Annotated in this window: 15 protein-coding genes, 5 tRNA genes and 1 riboswitch; of the genes, 9 read left to right on the top strand and 11 right to left on the bottom strand. The window is 72.5% G+C overall.

From position 1 onward, the window contains the following. Window positions 1-91: 91 nt before the first annotated feature. The 3 genes from AB0L21_RS33235 to AB0L21_RS33225 all read right to left on the bottom strand — a co-directional run bounded on the left by AB0L21_RS33235 (window position 92) and on the right by AB0L21_RS33225 (window position 3,767). Entirely contained in the window at window positions 92-1,036 is a 945-nt protein-coding gene (locus AB0L21_RS33235) for an aldo/keto reductase (RefSeq protein ID WP_365706489.1), read from the bottom strand. A gap of 93 nt (window positions 1,037-1,129) precedes the next feature. Beyond that, window positions 1,130-2,167, bottom strand: a complete 1,038-nt coding sequence (locus AB0L21_RS33230) for a M23 family metallopeptidase (protein ID WP_365706487.1) — start codon at window positions 2,165-2,167, stop codon at window positions 1,130-1,132. An 11-nt stretch (window positions 2,168-2,178) separates the two neighbouring features. After that, a riboswitch (cyclic di-AMP (ydaO/yuaA leader) is annotated at window positions 2,179-2,344 on the bottom strand. A gap of 241 nt (window positions 2,345-2,585) precedes the next feature. Next, window positions 2,586-3,767 carry a PP2C family protein-serine/threonine phosphatase gene (locus tag AB0L21_RS33225; RefSeq protein ID WP_365788068.1) on the bottom strand — a complete coding sequence of 394 codons (1,182 nt, stop codon included), beginning with the start codon at window positions 3,765-3,767 and terminating at the stop codon, window positions 2,586-2,588. A gap of 124 nt (window positions 3,768-3,891) precedes the next feature. On the opposite strand from AB0L21_RS33225, the gene AB0L21_RS33220 reads away from it, so the two are divergent. After that, window positions 3,892-3,965, top strand: a tRNA-Met gene (locus tag AB0L21_RS33220). A 160-nt stretch (window positions 3,966-4,125) separates the two neighbouring features. Here AB0L21_RS33220 and AB0L21_RS33215 read toward each other — a convergent pair. Continuing rightward, a complete protein-coding gene (locus tag AB0L21_RS33215) occupies window positions 4,126-5,256 on the bottom strand; it encodes a dihydrofolate reductase family protein (RefSeq protein WP_365788067.1) in 1,131 nt (376 codons plus the stop codon). Between the two features lie 101 nt (window positions 5,257-5,357). On the opposite strand from AB0L21_RS33215, the gene AB0L21_RS33210 reads away from it, so the two are divergent. Next, window positions 5,358-5,882, top strand: a complete 525-nt coding sequence (locus AB0L21_RS33210) for a MarR family transcriptional regulator (RefSeq protein WP_365788066.1) — start codon at window positions 5,358-5,360, stop codon at window positions 5,880-5,882. A 115-nt stretch (window positions 5,883-5,997) separates the two neighbouring features. After that, window positions 5,998-6,624, top strand: coding sequence for a GTP cyclohydrolase II (gene ribA / locus AB0L21_RS33205; protein WP_365788065.1), 627 nt, complete (start codon window positions 5,998-6,000; stop codon window positions 6,622-6,624). Window positions 6,625-6,816: 192 nt separating this feature from the next. Here the strand turns inward: ribA and AB0L21_RS33200 are convergent, their stop codons facing one another. Together AB0L21_RS33200 and AB0L21_RS33195 are read right to left on the bottom strand one after the other, a co-directional pair. Next, window positions 6,817-8,259 (bottom strand): DHA2 family efflux MFS transporter permease subunit, encoded by a 1,443-nt coding sequence (locus AB0L21_RS33200; protein WP_365788064.1) that lies wholly within the window; start codon window positions 8,257-8,259, stop codon window positions 6,817-6,819. An 11-nt stretch (window positions 8,260-8,270) separates the two neighbouring features. Next, entirely contained in the window at window positions 8,271-8,867 is a 597-nt protein-coding gene (locus AB0L21_RS33195) for an NAD(P)H-dependent oxidoreductase (protein ID WP_365788063.1), read from the bottom strand. Between the two features lie 146 nt (window positions 8,868-9,013). Between AB0L21_RS33195 and AB0L21_RS33190 the strand changes: the two genes are divergently transcribed. Continuing rightward, window positions 9,014-9,745: a TetR/AcrR family transcriptional regulator gene (locus AB0L21_RS33190; protein WP_365788062.1), complete on the top strand. Its 732-nt coding sequence runs from the start codon at window positions 9,014-9,016 to the stop codon at window positions 9,743-9,745. Window positions 9,746-9,896: 151 nt separating this feature from the next. Next, entirely contained in the window at window positions 9,897-10,541 is a 645-nt protein-coding gene (locus AB0L21_RS33185) for a hypothetical protein (protein ID WP_365788061.1), read from the top strand. Between the two features lie 128 nt (window positions 10,542-10,669). Here the strand turns inward: AB0L21_RS33185 and AB0L21_RS33180 are convergent. The 5 genes from AB0L21_RS33180 to AB0L21_RS33160 all read right to left on the bottom strand — a co-directional run bounded on the left by AB0L21_RS33180 (window position 10,670) and on the right by AB0L21_RS33160 (window position 16,332). Next, a tRNA-Lys gene (locus tag AB0L21_RS33180) sits at window positions 10,670-10,742 on the bottom strand. Between the two features lie 100 nt (window positions 10,743-10,842). Next, the gene (locus AB0L21_RS33175) at window positions 10,843-12,348 is read right to left on the bottom strand and encodes an amino acid permease (RefSeq protein WP_365706468.1); all 1,506 of its coding nucleotides are present in this window, start codon (window positions 12,346-12,348) and stop codon (window positions 10,843-10,845) included. A 162-nt stretch (window positions 12,349-12,510) separates the two neighbouring features. Continuing rightward, complete coding sequence (locus AB0L21_RS33170; RefSeq protein ID WP_365788060.1) at window positions 12,511-14,703, bottom strand: DEAD/DEAH box helicase; 2,193 nt, start codon at window positions 14,701-14,703, stop codon at window positions 12,511-12,513. A gap of 290 nt (window positions 14,704-14,993) precedes the next feature. Beyond that, window positions 14,994-15,506, bottom strand: a complete 513-nt coding sequence (locus tag AB0L21_RS33165; RefSeq protein WP_365788059.1) for a hypothetical protein — start codon at window positions 15,504-15,506, stop codon at window positions 14,994-14,996. Window positions 15,507-15,981: 475 nt separating this feature from the next. Further along, window positions 15,982-16,332 carry a metallopeptidase family protein gene (locus AB0L21_RS33160; RefSeq protein ID WP_030657012.1) on the bottom strand — a complete coding sequence of 117 codons (351 nt, stop codon included), beginning with the start codon at window positions 16,330-16,332 and terminating at the stop codon, window positions 15,982-15,984. Between the two features lie 60 nt (window positions 16,333-16,392). Between AB0L21_RS33160 and AB0L21_RS33155 the strand changes: the two genes are divergently transcribed. The 4 genes from AB0L21_RS33155 (at window position 16,393) to AB0L21_RS33140 (ending at window position 18,317) form a co-directional block, all read left to right on the top strand. Beyond that, window positions 16,393-17,955 carry a metallophosphoesterase gene (locus tag AB0L21_RS33155; protein ID WP_365788058.1) on the top strand — a complete coding sequence of 521 codons (1,563 nt, stop codon included), beginning with the start codon at window positions 16,393-16,395 and terminating at the stop codon, window positions 17,953-17,955. Between the two features lie 80 nt (window positions 17,956-18,035). After that, a tRNA-Glu gene (locus AB0L21_RS33150) sits at window positions 18,036-18,108 on the top strand. Window positions 18,109-18,144: 36 nt separating this feature from the next. After that, window positions 18,145-18,219: transfer RNA gene (locus AB0L21_RS33145), tRNA-Asp, on the top strand. A gap of 24 nt (window positions 18,220-18,243) precedes the next feature. Further along, a tRNA-Phe gene (locus AB0L21_RS33140) sits at window positions 18,244-18,317 on the top strand. The last annotated feature ends 57 nt before the right edge of the window (window positions 18,318-18,374 follow it).

Raw genomic sequence — 18,374 nt, 5'->3', positions numbered from 1 at the left:
GCCCTCGTACTGGTTGTACTTGGGTCGGGGCCCGGTGCGGCGAGAGTGCGTGCATGGCGTCGCGCGGCAGACGGGAGTTTGACGACAGGGCCTAGGCGGACGCCTCCGTCAGCCGGGCCACCTCGGCCTCCGTCAGCTTCAGCTCCGCCACCCCCAGCAGCGCCGGGAGCTGTTCCACCGTCCGCGCCGAGGCGATCGGGGCCGTGACCGTGGGCTGGGCGGCGAGCCAGGCCAGGGCGACCGTGGGGACCGGGGCCTCGTGGGCCGCGGCGATCTCGTCCAGGGCCGCGAGGACCTTCCGGCCGCGCTCGGATTCCGCGTGCTTCTGGGCTCCTTCGGCGCGGGCGCTGTCGACGGTCGTGCCGGGCCGGTACTTGCCGGTGAGAAAGCCCGAGGCGAGGGAGAAGTACGGGACGGCGGACAGGCCCTCGCGGGCGACGAGGTCCTGCAGGGGGCCCTCGTAGGTGTCCCGGGAGACCAGGTTGTAGTGCGGCTGGAGGGCGACGTAGCGGGCGAGGCCCTCGCGGTCGGAGAAGTCGAGGGAGGCCCGCAGCCGCTCGGGGCTGATGTTGGACGCGGCGATGTGCCGTACCTTTCCGGCCTTCACCAGCTCGTCCAGCGCGCCGATGATCTCCTCGACCGGCACCTCGGGCTTGTCGAAGTGGGTGTAGTAGAGGTCGATGTAGTCGGTGTCCAGGCGGCGCAGGGAGGCGTCGGCGGCGGCCTTGATGTTGGCGGCGGACAGCCCCTGGTACTGCGGGTGCTGGCTGACCTTGGTGGCGATGACGACGTCGGAGCGGTTGCCGCGGGCCTTGACCCACTTGCCGATGATCGTCTCCGACTCGCCGCCCTGGTTGCCCTCGATCCAGGCGGAGTAGGAGTCGGCGGTGTCGATGAAGTTGCCGCCCGCGGCGGTGTAGGCGTCGAGGACGGCGAAGGAGGTCTGCTCGTCGGCGGTCCAGCCGAAGACGTTGCCCCCGAGGGAGAGCGGGAAGACCTCAAGGTCGGAAGAGCCGAGTTTACGAAGTGACGTCATACGTCATGTCAACACCGGCGGTGGGTGATCGCATCCCACCGCCGGGGCGGCGTTCCCGCCAAGTTCCCGCAAAGATTCCCGCACGGAGGACCGTCAGGGGGTGAGGCCCTTGTCGCGCAGCCACGCCATCGGGTCGATGCCGGTGGCCTGGCCGCCGGGGTGGACCTCCAGGTGGAGGTGCGGGCCGGTGACGTTGCCGGTCGCGCCGACGCGGCCGATCACCTCGCCGGTGCCGACCTTCTGGCCGACGGAGACGCTGATCGAGGACTGGTGGCAGAACCACAGCTCGGTGCCGTCGTCCAGGGTGAGGATCGTGCGGTAGCCGTAGGAGCCGGCCCAGCCCGCCTCGGTGATCGTGCCGCTGTGCACGGCCTTGATCAGGGTGCCGGTGGGGGCGGCGAAGTCGAGACCGGTGTGGTAGCCGGAGGACCACATCGCACCGGCCTGGCCGAAGGTCGAGGTGATCGTGTACGAGGAGGTGGGCAGCGTGTACTGCTTGGCCAGCCGGGCCAGCCGCTCCTCCTCGGCCTTCTTCTCGGCGGCGGCCTCCGCCTTCTCCTTGGCCGCGGCGGCCTTGGCGGCGGCCTCCTTCTCGGCCTGGGCGGCGGCGTCGGCGCTCTGCTTCTCGGCGGCGGCGAGCGCGGCGGCGGTGGCCCTGCTCTCGGCCTGGCCCTGCTGCTGCTCGGCCTGGGCCATGATCCGGTTGCGCAGCGCCTCGCCCGCGTCGGCGGTGTCCTCGCCGGCGGCCGTGGCCACGCCGACACCGCTCAGTGTGGCCGTGGCGGCCTCGGCCGGCTGGGGATCGGCGGAGTCGTCGTCGAAGAGGGAGCCGACCGAGGGCAGGTCCGGCAGGGAGATGGGGACCGGCGGCTTGCCGGTGTTGGCGCTGGCCATACCGCCCGCGCCGACCGCGGCCATGACGCCGACGCCCAGGACGGTGGAGCTGCGGGCGAAGCCACCGCGCTGCTTGGCTACGCGATGCCGGCCACGCACCGGGGCGACGGACTCCTCGGTGGGGTTCCACTCCTCCCAGGGGCCCTCCTCGGCGTGGTAGGCGCCGTACCCGAAGGTCTCGGGCTCGCGCTGTGCCGGAATGAACGGGGCTTCTGGGACAGGCCGGTTGGACGCCACGCGGGCGTGCTCCTTTCCTTCCTTTCGCCTACCGGGTTAGCTGACGGGTTCGGAGCAGGAAGGTCTCCTACGCGCGTATACCGGTCGTGGACTCCGTGAGTTCACTGCGGCATCCGCGTGATTCACCCCAGGGTGGTGGTTCCCCGGCTCCCTCGCGGGATTCGGCGCGTGCGCACGGAGCCGCCTCTTGTGACGGCTGTGACGACCGCGCTGCGTTATCGAACGTTAATAGACCTGCCAGTCACTTTCCAAGCCGTTCGGCTTGATCATTCCCGTCTTTACCGGCGATTTATCGGCCACTACCCCGCCAAAACGGGCGAGTTGACCGAGCATCGATCCCGTTCAGCAGCCACCTTCGGTTTTGATGGTGACTCAGATGTTATGCGTACGGCGCTCGCCCGGTCACCTTCGGTGACGTTCAGGGCCGTCGTACGGCGAGCAGCGCCATGTCGTCGGTCATGCCGCCCCCGGAGTGCCGGCGCACTTCCTCGGCGAGCCGGCCGACCAGCGCGGCCGGGCCGGCGAAGGTGCGCCCGGCGAGCCGCCGTTCGGGGTCGTAGAACCGGCCGTGGGCGTCCCGGGCCTCGGACAGGCCGTCGGTGTGGAGCAGCAGGGTCGCGCCGCTCGGGAAGGCGGTCTCGGTGGCCCGGTCCGGCCACAGCCCGAGGTCGCCCATGCCGAGCGGCAGCGCGGGTTCGGCGGGGACCAGGGTGCGCAGGGTGCCGTCGGCGTGCAGCAGCAGCGGTGGCGGATGGCCGCGGTTGACGATCCGTACGACGCCGTCGTCGTGCGGGAGTTCGGCGAGGACCGCGGTGGTGAACCCCTCGAAGGCGTCGATCCCGTCGCGCCGGGTGCCCTCGCGGGCCAGCGCCCGCTCCAGCCGTTCGGCGACCGCCTCCAGCGTGGCCTCCTGCTCGGCCGCCTCCCGGAACGCCCCGATCACCACGGCCACCGCGGCGACCGCGCCCATGCCCTTGCCGCGCACGTCCCCGACGACCAGCCGGACACCGTACGGGCTGTCCTGCACCGCGTACAGGTCGCCGCCGATGAACGCGTCCTGCCGTGCCGCCTCGTACCAGGCGGCGATCTCGTAGCCGCCGATCCGCTCGTCCGGCTCCGGCAGGACGGCCCGCTGGGCGGCCTCGGCGATCTCCCGGGCGGAGGCGAGCCGCCGGTCGCCCCGGCGGACCACCCGGTTGATGGCGACGGCCAGCAGGGCGACCGTGGCCACGGTGACGACGTCGGTGAGGGTGCCCACGGCCGGATGGACCCCCGCGTCGGTGTGCACGGCGTAGGCGGCGGCGAGGGAGGCGAGGCCGGTCAGGACGGTGGTGCGCAGCGCCGACAAGGGCGCGGCGACCAGTGGGGCCGCTGTGAAGAACGGGACGGCGGTGAAGTCGTCCGGGGCGAGCAGGCCGTACAGGACACCGCAGACGACGAGGAGGGCCGGCAGGGCGCGGGCCAGGGCACGGGGGCTCGGACGGCGGCGGGCGCGCACCGGCGCCCGCTCGTCCCCGAGGCCCGGGTCGGGCACGGGGTCGCCGGGGAGCCTGCCGCCCGCCCTGGCGTACGGGCTCTCCTCCACCTTTCCAGGGCGCACCGCGTGTCTCCCACTTGTCCGACGTACCTCCAGGTTTCCGGCCCCCGGGGCGGGCGGCGACCGGTGTGGGCCGAAAGGGGTGTGCGAGCGGTCCCGCGCATGGCGTACACTGGAGTCACAACGACGCGGGGTGGAGCAGCTCGGTAGCTCGCTGGGCTCATAACCCAGAGGTCGCAGGTTCAAATCCTGTCCCCGCTACTGAAGGCTCAGGGCCCGGAATCCCAAGGATTCCGGGCCCTGAGTGTTTTCCCGGCCCACCGCGGTGCCCCGCCAGGGGCGCGGGGAACCGCGCGACCAGCCCCAACGCGCCCGCGCCCGCGCCCGCCCACCATGCGGCCCATGGCGGACGGGCAGGCGCTCACAGCAGGTGAACGTTCGGCGCCTTGGCGAGCTCCTCCAGCTCAGGAAGCACCACCACCTGCGCACCCCCCGCGACCAGAACGCCACGTCCGTCGGCCCCCGCCACAAACGTGTCCGGCTCACGCCACGCGGTGACCACCCTCCGCACCCCCGCCCGCAGGATCAGCTCGGCACAGGGCGCCGGCCGGGACGCCCGCCGGGCACAGGGCTCCAGGCTGCTGTACACCGTGGCACCGGCCAGCCGCGCATCGCCCGCGTCGATCTTCGCGAGCGCCGCCTCCTCCGCGTGCACGACGGGATCGGTGCCCTCCCGTGAATGGCCCCGGGCCAGCTCCGTACCGTCGGCGGCGACGACCACCGCACCGACGCTGAACGCCGTCTCCGACGGCGGACACAGCGCCGCCAGTTCGCAGGCGGTCCGCAGCCAGTGGCGGTCGGCGGCGGTGGCGACAGCCCCGGTGCCGGGGGCCGTCGGCACGTACCGCATGAGCACGACGTCCTCGATCCGGCGGGTGTCGAGCAGGCGCAGCCGTCCGGGCTGGTAGGCCCCCGGCCCGAACAGGCGCGGGGCCGCGGGGTCGCCGACGAACAGCGGGGCGAGGACCAGCTGGAGTTCGTCGGCGAGGCCCTGGTGCAGGAGCTGGGTGTGGACCGTGCCGCCGCCCTCGACCATCAGGCGGCCGACGCCACGCACGTCGTGCAGATGCTCCAGCAGGGTCCGCCAGTCCAGGGCGGGACCGAGCGGGACGACGTCGGCGGTGCGCCCGAGGAGGCGCGTGGCCCGCCCGGCGCCCCGGTCGGTGGTGTAGACGATCTTGTCGCCGCCGGTGTGCCAGAAGTTGGCGTCCGGGTCGAGGTCGCCGGTGGCGGTGACCGTGACCTTCAGCGGGTACTCCGGCCTGCCCTGCGCCACCCGGGCCGCGCGCCGCTCGGCGGAGTTGACCAGCAGGCGGGGGTTGTCGGCGCGGATCGTGCCGGCGCCGATGAGGATCGCGTCGGCCGAGGCCCGTACCGCGTCGACCCGGTCGAAGTCGGCCGGGCTGGACAGCAGCAGGCGCTCGGGGCCGGTGTCGTCCAGGTAGCCGTCGAGGGAGACGGCGGCGGACAGCAGCACGTACGGCAGGGGCATCGGCGCCCTCTCTTCCGGAGGCGGACGGGCTCGTCTGGACGGACGGGCTCGTCTGGACGGACGGGCTTGGTTCAAGTTTTAAACAAACTTACACTGGCGGCATGACGACCCGCTGGCTCACCCCCGAGGAGCAGCGCGCCTGGCGCGCCTACATGGCCGCCTCGCGCCTCCTGGAGGACGCGATCGACCGGCAGCTCCAGCAGGACGGCGGTATGCCGCACCTGTTCTACTCGGTGCTCGCCAACCTCTCCGAGGCCCCCGACCGGCGGCTGCGCATGACCGATCTCGCCGAGACGCTGAAGATCACCCGCAGCCGGCTGACGTACGTGGTGACCCGGCTGGAGCGGGACGGCCTGGTGCGCCGGGAGAACTGCCGCTGGGACAAGCGCAGCTCGCTCGCGGTGCTGACGGACGAGGGGATGGCCGTCCTGGAGCGTACGGCACCCGGGCATGTCGAGACGGTCCGCAGCACCCTGTTCGACCGGCTCACCCCGGAGCAGGTGGGGCAGCTGGAGGAGATCTGCACGGGGATCGCGCGCGGGCTGCAGGGCGAGGACGACGCGTCCGGTGCCGACGACGTCCCCTGGCGGCGCCGTTCGTCCTGCTCGTCGCCGTCGGGCTCCTGAGCGGGCCGGGCCTGCCTGCCTGCCTGCCTGCCGCAATTGCTTTAACTTTTAAGCAGGGGTAGGGTCCATGCGAACCTCTGCTTCAAATCTGAAGCAACAGTCCCGGAGGACCCGCATGCCCGACATCCCCGCCGCCACCCCGCGTGCCCGCGTCCGGGTACCGCTGCGCTTCGCCGACGGCTACAGCGCCGACGCCGAACTCGTCACCTTCCACGGCCTCACCGACGGCCGCGAACACCTCGCCGTCGTCCTCGGCGACCCCGGCCCGGTCCCGCTGGTACGCCTGCACTCCGAGTGCCTGACCGGGGACGTCTTCGGCTCGGCCCGCTGCGACTGCGGACCGCAGCTGCGCGAGGCCGTCGAGCGCATCGCCGACCGCGGCGGCGTCCTGCTCTACCTCCGCCAGGAGGGCCGCGGCATCGGCCTCTACAACAAGCTCGACGCGTACGCCCTCCAGGACCAGGGTCTCGACACCTACGCGGCGAACGCCGCCCTCGGCCTGCCGGAGGACGCCCGCGACTACACGGCCGCCGCCCAGATGCTCGGCGCCCTCGGCATCACCGAGCTGGACCTGCTCTCCAACAACCCCGACAAGGCCGGCCAGCTGCGCTCGCTGGGGATCGCGGTACGGGACCGGGTGCCGACCGGTGTCTTCACCACGGCCCACAACGTCCGCTACCTGCGCGCGAAGGTGCTCCAGACCCAGCACACGCTCCCGCTGGCCGAACTGACGGCGGGCTAGGACCTGTCTGACCATTCCTGTCTGACCGTTCCTGTCTGCCGCACGACACCCTGCACGCCCCCACTGCCTCAAGGGCGTGGGCGGTGCCCCCTCGCCGGCACTCCCCCAGCCTTCGGCCGGGGGACCCGTAGAGCACGCGCTTGACGCCGCGCGGCGCCCCTTCGGGCGAGGACGCGCATGGGCAGACCGGCCCTAGCCGGCCGCGGGGCGGCCGGGGAGCCGGAGGGCCGAGAAGACGCCGAGGGCGAGCAGGGCCGCCGTCACGGCGTAGGTGAGCCGGAAGCCGGCCGGGGACGTGCCCGCCGCGCCCAGCACCACCGACAGCACGGCCGTACCGACCGACGCGGCGAGCTGGGCGTTGATGCTCAGCGCGGTGCTCGCCCCGGCCAGCCGGTCCGGGGGCAGGCCACGGGTCGCGGTGGTCATCGCCGGCATCAGCGTCATCCCGGCGCCGACGCCCATCACCATGCCCGCGACGACGATCCGCCAGGGCGCGACCCCCGCCGTGCCGGTCTGCCACGCCATCAGCCCCATTCCGAGGGCGGCCACCGCGCAGCCGGCCGTGATCAGCCGGCGCGGTACCGCCGTGTCGATCCGCCGGGCCGCGATCTGCATCGTCGTACCGACCACGAGCCCGACCGGCGCCCCGAGCAGTCCGGCCGCCGTCGCGCTCAGGCCCCGCTCCTGCTGCCAGTACAGCGGCCCGAGCAGCATCGACCCGAAGTAGCCGCAGGTGAACGGGGCGAGCGTGCCGATGCCGGCGGCGAAGGTACGGTCCCGCAGCAGGCGCAGGTCCAGCAGCGGCGCGCGGACGGTGAGCGCCCGCCGTACGAAGGCGGCCGCGAGCAGGGCGCCGGTGAGCGTCGGCAGCAGCGCGCCGGGTGCCGTGAAGTCCCCGCGCTCGCCGCCCCGGGCCAGGCCGTACAGGAGCAGGGCCAGGCCGGGCGAGAGCATCAGCAGGCCGGGGACGTCCAGCCGGGGCAGGTCCCGGCCACGGGCCTGCGGGGCGTCCTTCGGCAGCAGACGGACCGCGAGGGCCAGGGCCAGGGCGCCGACGGGCAGGTTGATCAGGAAGATCCAGTGCCAGGACGCGGCGTCGACCAGCCCGCCGCCCAGCACCGGGCCGGCGACGGGTCCGATCAGTATGGGCAGCCCCAGCAGGCCCATCGCCCGGCCGAGCCGGGCCCGGTCGGCGACCCGCATGCCCATCGCCATGCCGACCGGCTGCAGCAGACCCCCGCCCAGCCCCTGCACCGCGCGGAACGCGATCAGACTGGCCGCGTCCCAGGCGCAGGCGGCGAGCAGGGAGCCCAGCGTGAACAGGGCGAGCGCGGTCACGTACGTCCGCTTGACACCGATGCGGCCCATCGCCCAGGCGGCGGTCGGGATGACCGCTGCGAGCGCGAGCGTGTACGCGGTCGCTGTCCACTGGATGGTCTCCAGCGGGGCGCCGAAGGACTCCGCGAGGTGGCGCAGCGCGACGTTGACGATCGTCATGTCGAGCACGGACATGGTCGTGCCGAGGACGACGACGGTGACGACCCGGTAGAGGGCGGTCGGGGAGGCGGCGGCCGGCTTCGCCGCGTCGGCGGAGGCAGCGGGCCGGGCGGGGCCGGCGGGCCGGGGACTGCTCATCTCAGCCACCCTCAGCCCGCGTAGGGCCGCTCGGCGCGCGCGGTCCGCAGCGCCCGGCCCCACCAGGTGAGCTGGCCGAGCATGCCCTTGGCCGCGCCCGCGGACACGTCGGCGTCGCGCGGGACGCCGTCCTCGCCCAGGCCGGACCAGGGGCCGTGCAGGCTGACCGAGTCGCGCACGGTCACGGCGTGCAGCTCGGCGAAGACCAGCCGGAGCTGCTCCACCGCGCGCAGCCCGCCGCCGAGACCGCCGTACGACACGAAGCCGACCGGCTTGGCCTGCCACTCCCGGTGGTGCCAGTCGATGAGGTTCTTCAGGGCCGCCGGGAAGCTGTGGTTGTACTCGGGCGTGACGATCACGAACGCGTCGGCGGCGGCGAGCCGCGGTGACACGTCCTTCAGCGCGGCGACGGCCTCGGGGCTCGGGGTGCCGCCCCAGCCGGGCAGCACCAGCGGCAGGTCCACCTCGGCGAGGTCGATGACGTCGAGTTCGAGGGCCGGGTCGGTGGCGGCGGTGGCGAGGAACCAGTCGGCGACTGCCCTCCCCAGGCGCCGCTCACGCACGCTGCCGACGATGACGGTGACGCGAAGCGCATCAGAAACGGACACAGCTGTCCCCCTTGTGGCGATGTCGGTGCTGTGGCGACCGCTTCCGGCGACCGCCCGCCATGAAAGTACAACGCTCGTTGTAGAAATTACAACGCCCGTTGTAACTCGGCTAGAGTGGGCGGGTCACGACGGAAGGGGCGACAGGCGTGGGCGAGACGAACGAGTCCCGGCTGGAGCAGGCACGGCACGACGTGTCACCGCGCAAGCTGCAGAAGCAGATGGCCATCGCGAGCGCGGCCTGCACGGTCTTCGGCCGCGAGGGCTACGCCCGCGCCTCGGTCGACGCGCTCGCCGCGGCGGCCGGCGTCTCCACCCGCACGCTCTACAACCACTTCCCCGGCGGCAAGGCCCAGCTCTTCCAGACCGTCGTGACCTGGACGTCGAGCGAGGTCCGGGACGCCCAACTGGCGCGTCTGCACGCCGTACTGGACCCGGAGCGCCCGCCGCACCCCGACGACCTGGAACGCGACCTGGTCTCCCTGGCCCGCGCCTTCCACGGGCTCATGACCGACTACGCGAACCACTTCGCCCTGGTCCGGCACATCCACGCGGAAGCCGACCACGTCCCGCCCGAGGTCCTCAGGGCCTGGCACGAGGCCGGTCCGGAACCGGTCGGCCGGGCCCTCACCGAGGCGATGACCCACCTCGAAGACGCCGGTCTGCTGAACCTCCACGGCGACGCGGCCGTGGCCGCCGGCCACTTCACGGCCCTGATCTCGCACCGCATCGTCCAGACGACCCACTACGGCGTCCTGCCCCTGCCGGAGCCGGAAACGGACCGCCTGCTCAGGGCCGGTGTCAGCGCGTTCCTCAGGGCTTACGGGGCGGCGTGGACAGCGGTCGTGGCGGAATCCGGCGCCGGGTCACCTCCGCCGTGACGGAGACCGGCGCCGCGCCACTTCCCGACGTCACCCACCCCGCCGGGAGGGCTCTGCGCCGGATCGCGCATCACCTCACCTTGTATCACCATATTTCTGGTCTGTACCAGGACTGACGAGGCCCCGTGCCCACACCACCGTGGAGGTCGCCGTGTCGGAACCCAACGTGACCGGCCAGGACGCCGAGCCGTCGCGCACCGCACGCTCGCGCCTGAGACCGCTCCTGTACGGCGTGGGCGCGGCGCTCACCGGTGTGCTGGCCGTCGCCTCCTGCGGCACCGACACCGGCAACGGCAGCGCCACCACCCCGACCGCGCCGGCCACATCGAACTTCTCCGGCACCGCACCGTCCGGCATGTCGTCCTGGGCGGAGTCGAAGAAGGCGGAGGCCAGCGCCTCCGCCTCCGCCGCGGCCTCCTCGGCCTCCGCCCGCGCGTCCGAGTTCGAGGCATCCGTGTCCGCGGACACCGAGCGCGCCCGCGCGGAGGCCCAGAAGCAGCTCGCCGAGGTGAGGGGGCGGGGCAACGCGACGAACGACGTCTCCATGACGGGCGTTCCCCTGTCCCAGACGCACAACGTGCGCGCTCTCCTCGTCACGATGACCAACCGCACCGACAAGCCCGCGTCCTTCGCGGTCCAGGTGGACTTCAGCGACTCCCACGGCAAGGTCGTGGAGACCGTCGTCGTGGGGGCGCAGGACGTGAAGCCGGGGCGGAAGGCGGAGCGCTACGCCATCAGCCACAAGCCTCCCGAGCCCCACCTGACGGCCGAACTGGCCAAGGCACAGAGGTACTGACAGCGGAGGTACCGGCACAGAGGTACCGGCAACAGCCCCCCGAGAACGCGACAGCGCCCGAGCCGGCGTGAGCCGTCCCGGGCGCTGTGCCGCAGGGCGGAGGGGGAGACCCCCGGACCTGCGGACGGTAGGCCGTGTGGGACTCGAACCCACAACCAAGGGATTAAAAGTCCCCTGCTCTGCCAATTGAGCTAACGGCCCGTGCGACGTTGCCTGTCCGAGCATAGCCGGACGAGGCCGTGTCGCCGATCGGGTATCGGGGACACGGCCACGTCGGACGACGCCGGAGTGGGGGGGATGGTTACTTTTCGGCCGGGATGGGCGCGGGGGCGGGGCGCCGGACGAGGAACCAGTGGCGGGCCGAGGCCAGCCACCAGGTCGCCGCGAAGCCGAGAACGACCAGGACGGCGACCGGGGCGTAGTTGAACGTCTTCCAGGTGACCGGGGAGACCTGCGGGAGCATGAACAGGACGGTGATCGCCAGTACCCAGATCACCGAGATCACCCCGATGAGGCGGGACCAGCGGCCCAGGTGCCAGGGGCCGGGGGTGAAGCCGGTGCCCTTGCGGACGCGGAGGAAGGTCGGGATGACGTACGCGATGTACAGGCCGATCACCGCGATGGACGTCACCGCCGCGTAGGCCGTCGTGTTGATGAGGTAGGGCAGGCCCAGGGCCAGGGCGCCGAGCGCGGCCAGCCACACCGCCGCCACCGGGGTCCGGGTGCGCGGGCTGACCGTGTGCCAGACGTGGGAGAAGGGCAGCGCGCCGTCCCGCGAAAAGGCGTAGATCATGCGGCTGTTGGCGGTGACCGAGGCCATGCCGCAGAAGAGCTGGGCGCCGATCACCACCAGCAGCAGGAGCTTGCCGGCCGTGGCGCCGAGGGCGTCCAGGAGGATCTGGGCGGGCGGTGCGCCCGTGGGGGACGTGAGCGCCCGGTCGTACGACTGGATCGCGAACGTGAAGCCGAGCAGGAGGACGAAGCCCGCGATCCACGACGTCCAGATGGAACGGACGATGCCCTTCGGGCCCGCGGTGGCCGCGTCGTGGGTCTCCTCGGTCATGTGGGCGGAGGCGTCGTAGCCGGTGAAGGTGTACTGGGCCATCAGGAGGCCCAGGAGCACCACGTACGGGGTGCTGCCCCAGCCCGTCTCGTTGACGAAGTGGGTGAAGACGAAGGACGCCGACCGGTGGTGGTCCGGGACGAGCGCCAGTGCGCCGACGATCACCGCGACGCCGAGGACGTGCCACCACACGCTCACGCCGTTCAGGAACGCGACGATCCGGACGCCGAAGGTGTTCAGCAGGCCGTGCAGGAGAAGGATCGCCGCGAACAGCAGCACCGTGCGCCCGGGGGTCACCGCGAAGCCGAACTGGAGGTTCAGGTAGGCGCCGAGGAAGGAGGCCGCGCCGAAATCGATGCCGGCGGTCACCGCCACCTGGCCCAGCACGTTGAACCAGCCCGTGAACCACGCCCAGGCCGCCGCCGAACGCGGGGGCGCCAGGCGGTGCGCCCAGAAGTACAGGCCCGCCGAGGTCGGGTAGGCCGAGCAGATCTCGGCCATCGACAGGCCCACGAACAGCGTCATCAGGCCCACCGCCACCCAGCCCCAGGTGATCACCGCGGGGCCGCCGGTGGTCATGCCGAAGAGGTACAGGGTCAGGCAGCCGGACAGCACCGAGATGATCGTGAAGGAGACGGCGTAGTTCGAGAACGCCGACATACGGCGGGCGAGGACCTGGGTGTAGCCGAGCTGGGCCAGCCGTTCCTCGTCCGACAGGCCACCGGCGCTCACGTCATCTGTCATGCCCCCAGCAATTCCCCCACCGGGGGCGCGACATGCGTCACTCGCTGACCGGAAATCGATGGCCCGGGGTACGCGCGAGGGCCCGTACGAACGGTGTCGTACGGGCCCTCGCCCTGTCTCACTCGGCGTCAGCCGATGCGGTGCCTGTCAGCCGATGCGGTGTCAGCCGTTGCGCTTCCAGCGCGGCTTGTCCTCGCGGCGGCCGAAGGAGCCGGTGCCGCGGTGGTCGTCACGACGGCCGTAGGGGCGGTCGTGGCCGGCGCTGGAGGTCCCCCCGCTCGAGGGTCGCCGAGAGTGGGGGAGGAAGCCCGGGCGGTCGTCGCGGCGGTCGCGGTTGAACGGACGGTCGCTGCCCCGGTGTCCACCGCGCTCGTCCCGGCGGAAGCCGCCCCGGTCGTCACGGCGGTCGAAGGAACGGCCACCCCGGTCACGGTCGAACGGACGGCGCTCGCCCCGGTCGTCGCGGCGCTCGAAACCGCGGCCACCCCGGTCGTCCCGGCGGTCGTCGCGACGCTCGAAGCCACGGCCACCCCGGTCGTCGCGGCGGTCGTCACGGCGCTCGAAACCACGGTCACGGTCGCGGTCGAAGGGACGGCGGTCGTCGCGGCGCTCGAAGCCACGGCCACCCCGGTCGTCCCGGCGTTCGTCACGACGCTCGAAACCACGGCCACCCCGGTCGTCCCGGCGCTCGAAACCACGGCCACCCCGGTCGTCCCGGCGTTCGTCACGACGCTCGAAACCACGGTCACGGTCGAAGCCGCGCCGCTCCCGGCGCTCGTACGGCGCCGAAGCCGCCGGACGCTCCTCGCGCTCGGTCTCGCGTTCCGCGGGCTTCTCCGCCACGGCGAGCTGCTCCGCCGCCGTCGCCTGGGCCTCGGCCACCGCCGCCTCCGGGTCGTCGCCGCGCTCGCGGGCGACCCGGGCGACCAGCCGGTCGGCCTCCTCGCGCAGCTCGGTCGCGCGGCGCTGGGCGCGCTCCAGCTGCTTGGTGAGCTGGGCGACCTCGCGCTCGGCCTGCTGGGCCGCGTTGGCGGCGGACTCGGCCTGGACCTCGGTCATGGAGCGGGCGCCGGTGATGTCGGCGACCTCCGGGTCGAAGGCGCCGGCGCCCTGGATGATGTGGCGGGCCGCGTCGACGCCGGCGTCCTCCATCAGGCGGAAGATCTGGCGCCGCTGGTGCGGGAGGGAGAGCGACACGACCGTGCCGGTGCGGCCGGCCCGGGCGGTACGGCCCGCACGGTGCAGGTAGTCCTTGTGGTCGCCGGCCGGGTCCACGTTGAGGACCAGGTCGATGCCGTCGACGTGGATGCCGCGCGCGGCGACGTCGGTGGCGACCAGGACGTTGACGTAGCCGTCCTTGAAGTCGGCCAGGGTGCGGGTGCGGGCGCCCTGGGTCATGCCGCCGTGCAGCGCGTCGGCCTTCACGCCGGCCTCGCGCAGCTGCTCGGCGACGCGGTCGGCGCCCAGCTGGGTGCGGACGAAGATGATCGTGCGGCCCTTGCGGGAGGCGATCGCGGCGGTGACCGGCGCCTTGTCCTTGGGCTTCACGATGAGGATGTGGTGCGACATGGTCGTCACCGCGCCCTGCGCCGCGTCCACCTCGTGCAGGACGGGCTCGTTCAGGTAGCGGTCGACCAGGGTCTTGATCTCGTTCTCCATCGTGGCGGAGAAGAGCATCCGCTGGCCGCCGGCCGGGACCTGGTCGAGCAGCTCGGTGACCTCGGGCAGGAAGCCCAGGTCGGACATCTGGTCGGCCTCGTCCAGGACGGCGATCTGCACGTCCTCCAGGGAGCAGGCGCCGCGGTTGATGATGTCGCGCAGCCGGCCCGGGGTGGCGACGAGGATGTCGACGCCGCGCTCCAGGGCGTAGATCTGGTTGCCCATCGAGGTGCCGCCGCAGACGACCTTCATCTTCAGGCCGAGGACGTCGCCGTACGGCTGGAGGGCGTCCGCGACCTGCATGGCCAGCTCGCGGGTCGGGGTGAGGATGACCGCGCGGGGCTTGTGCTTCTGGGTACGGCCGCCGGCCAGCTGGGCCAGGGTCGGCAGGCCGAAGGAGAGGGTCTTGCCGGAGCCGGTGCGGCCACGGCCGAGGATGTCCTTGCCGGCCAGGGCGTCCGGGATGGTCGCGGCCTGGATCGGGAAGGGGGTCGTCACGCCGTTCTGTGCGAGCTTGCGCACGATGCCCTCGGGGAGGCCGAGGTCGGCGAAGGTGGTCTGGGGGGTGTCAGCGGCCTCGGGGGCCTCGGTGACCTCGGTCGTCTCGTCGACGAGTGCGTTCTCGATCTCGGTGGTGTTCTCGATCTCGATCTCGTTCTCGGACACGACGATCTGGTCAGTACTGGACACGGACATGCGAATGCGAAACCTTCCGGAGTCTCTTCGGCACGCGCCCGTCAACTCCGTGAATCGCTCACGACCGCCTCAATGCGGTCCGCCACGGCAAAGGAGAGTACGCGCCACACGGCGCGCTCTGTGGTGGCGCCGGGCAAATGGGATCAAACGATCTACCACCATACGCACCTACCACCCCCGAACGCAAACCGAGCCGCAGAGGCACAGCTCACACTCTCCTTTCCGTCGCTACGGCGCTCCGCCACGCCGACGTGACAGCCGGCGTCGCCGACCGGCCGGGCCCCCGGATCTCACGCCGGCACGCCCGCCGCCGGTGCCGGCACCCGCTGGACCAGCTGCGGGCCCGTCTCCTCGTGCGCCGACGAGGACGGCTCTGCCGACGGCGGCTCGGAGACGGGCGGTGGTGGCGTCGAGGCCGGCGGCTCGGGCGGGGCGGAGGTCACGGGGGGCGTCGGCGGCGCCTTCGTCGGCACCGGCTCGCCCGGCTCGGCGGTCCTGCCCGGCTCGGCCGGCGCGTGCGAGGCGCTGCGCGCGGCGGACGGGCTGGCCGACGCCGAGCCCGGCTTCCCCCGCTTCGCCTTGCCGCCGTGCCCCTGCTTGCCGTCACCGGCGCCGCCGCCTTCCTCGGCGAAGCCGCCCACACCAGGCACCGGGCCGCCGTCGGGCGCCTCGGCGCCACGCTGCCCCGCCGAGTGGGAGGGCCGGACCCGGCCCGCGTCGTCGCCCACGTTCACACAGCCGGCGGCGGCGGTGACGGCCAGTACCGCGACGGCGAGACGGACGGGTACGTACAAGGGGCGCACGGCGGCCACCTCCGGGGGCAAGGAAAGGAGTCAACCTCCCCAACTCCCGCCGCCCACAAGAGGACACGCGCCGCGCGCGCATCGGCCCCCAGCGCACACCCACGCCGCCCGGCCACGCGACCCGATCCGCGCCCGGCACGGTGCGCCCGCCCGGCCATGCGGTCATGCCATGCGGTCATAGGCGCTCAGCACACGGACCCGCGCTCAGCCATGCGGTCATCGACGCCCGGCACACCCTGCCCCCGCCCGCCCGTGCGTGCCACCGCACTCACCCCCCACGGCCCGCACTCAGCCGCGCGACCCGATCCCCGCCCAGCACACAGACTCACCCCCCGGCCACGCGAGTCGATCCCGGCTCAGCACACGCGGCCCACGCCCGGCCCTGCGGTCATCCGCCCCCGCACACGGACCCACGCCCCACCATGCGGTCATCGGCGCCCCGCGCACGCTTCCCCGCCCGTGCGCGCCACCGTGATCAGCCGTAGCCGAGGGCGTGCAGTCGGGCGTCGTCGATTCCGAAGTGGTGGGCGATCTCGTGCACCACGGTCACCTCGGTCTCCGCGACGACGTCCTCGCGGCTGTCGCACATCCTGAGCGTGGGCCCGCGGTAGATGGTGATCCGGTCCGGCAGGACACCGGCGTACCACTCGCCCCGCTCGGTGAGCGGGGTGCCCTCGTACAGCCCGAGCAGCTCGGGGTCGTCGGCGGGCGGCTCGTCCTCCACGAACACCGCCACGTTGTCCATGAGCCGCGTCAGCTCCGGAGGAATCCGGTCGAGCGCCTCGGCCACCAGTTCCTCGAACTCCTCGCGCGTCATCTCCAGCACAGGGTCATTGTCCGGGAACGCCGCCGCATATCCACCAGGGGACGTGGGCATACGGCACCAATGGCCCGCGTCCCCGTCGCAGCCCTGAGCACCATGCTGAACCGGACCCCGAACCGCCCACGCCCCGCCCGCCCCCGCTCCCTCCCCTCCCTGGAACTCGCCGCCCGCCCCAACCCCTGGCTGCGCGCCCTGGGGCTCACCACGGTCGTTCTCGTCGGCGCCTGGCTGGGCCTGCTGATCGTCGGCAACGTCCGGGCCCCGGTCGGCCCGATGGACACGACGATGGCGCTGCGCCCCTCCCTCAGCGGCGGCACGAAGATCAATGTGTCTCCGCTGGGCTCGCTCAGCCTGGACAGCCATGTGGCACCGGTCCGCCTGGACGTGAACGTCGACCAGCTGGACCCGCTCCGGTCGCAGGCGCTGGTCGACCACCCCGAGCGGCTCTCCGGCCTGCAGGACGAGGTCGCCCGGGACGTCGAGCACGGCACGCTGGACCTGGCCGTACGCTCCTGCGTCGCCGCGGTCTCCGGGGCCATGGCCCTCGGCCTCGCCGTGTACCGCCGCCCGCGCCGGGCCCTGACCGCCGGCGGACTGGCCCTGGCCCTGCTGGCCGCCTCGGGCGTGTCGGCGTACGCCACCTGGAACCCGAAGTCGGTCCTGGAGCCGCGGTTCTCCGGGCTGCTCAGCTCGGCGCCGTCGGTGGTCGGCAACGCCCGCAGCATCGTCACGGAATTCGACGTCTACCAGAAGGAGTTGGCGCGCCTGGTGACGAACGTGACGAAGCTCTACGACGTCACCTCCACGCTCCCCGCCTACCGGCCGGACCCCTCCACCCTCCGCGTCCTGCACGTGTCGGACATCCATCTCAACCCGGCGAGCTGGAAAATCATCGGCTCGCTGGTGGAGCAGTACAAGGTGGACGTGATCGTCGACTCCGGCGACACCATGGATCACGGTACGGCGGCGGAGAACGGCTTCCTCGACCCGATCCGGGACCTGGGCGTGCCGTACGTCTGGGTGCGCGGCAACCATGACTCGCGGACCACCCAGCGCTACCTGGAGCGCATGAAGAACGTGCATGTCCTGGACGACGGCAGGGCGGAGACGGTGGCGGGCCTGCGGTTCGCGGGCATCGGTGATCCGCAGTTCACCCCCGACCGCTCGGCGGTGCCCGGCGGCGACGCGTCCGAGCGGCTGGCGGGCGACCGGCTGGCCAGCGCCCTGCGCGATCAGCGGACGGCCGGCACCCCCGTGGACGTGGCGGTCGCGCACGAGCCGTCCGCCGCCCGGGAGACCGACGGCACGGTGCCGCTGGTGCTCTGCGGGCATCTGCACCACGAGGGGACGGAGCTGCTGCCGTTCGGCACCCGGCTGCGCATGGAGGGCTCGACCGGCGGCAGCGGGCTGCGGGCCGTGGAGCGCACGTACCCGGCCCCGATCGAGGCCTCGATCCTCTACTTCGACCGGGACAGCCGCAGGCTGCAGGCCTGGGACGCGATCAAGCTGGGGGGTCTGGGGCTCACGACGGCGGAGGTCAGCCGCCATCTGGCGGACGACAACCAACCGGGCATCACCGGTACCTCGCGCTCCCCTTCCCCGACTTCTCCGAGCACCTCGCCGTAAACCGTTTTGGCGATACCCCTCGCCATCCCATATGCTTCTCACGTCCCCGACGCGCTGAGAAGCGCCCAGGCGGGCCGATAGCCCTCATCGTCTAGCGGCCTAGGACGCCGCCCTTTCAAGGCGGTAGCACGGGTTCGAATCCCGTTGGGGGCACGCAATACCGTGTGCGACACTGTTGCACACACGCTTGGTCCTGTGGAGCAGTTTGGAGTGCTCGCCACCCTGTCAAGGTGGAGGCCGCGGGTTCAAATCCCGTCAGGACCGCTGGTGTTTCACGTGAAACACCGTGGCTGGGTAGCTCAGTTGGTACGAGCGTCCGCCTGAAAAGCGGAAGGTCGCCGGTTCGACCCCGGCCCCAGCCACAACCGCCCTGACCAGGGCTTGAGCCCCTCTCCAGCATCACTGGAGAGGGGCTCTTC

Source organism: Streptomyces sp. NPDC052721, assembly GCF_040678315.1.
Lineage (GTDB): Bacteria > Actinomycetota > Actinomycetes > Streptomycetales > Streptomycetaceae > Streptomyces.
Note: the sequence above shows the minus strand (reverse complement) of the source record. Positions and strands in the feature narration are given on the sequence as shown.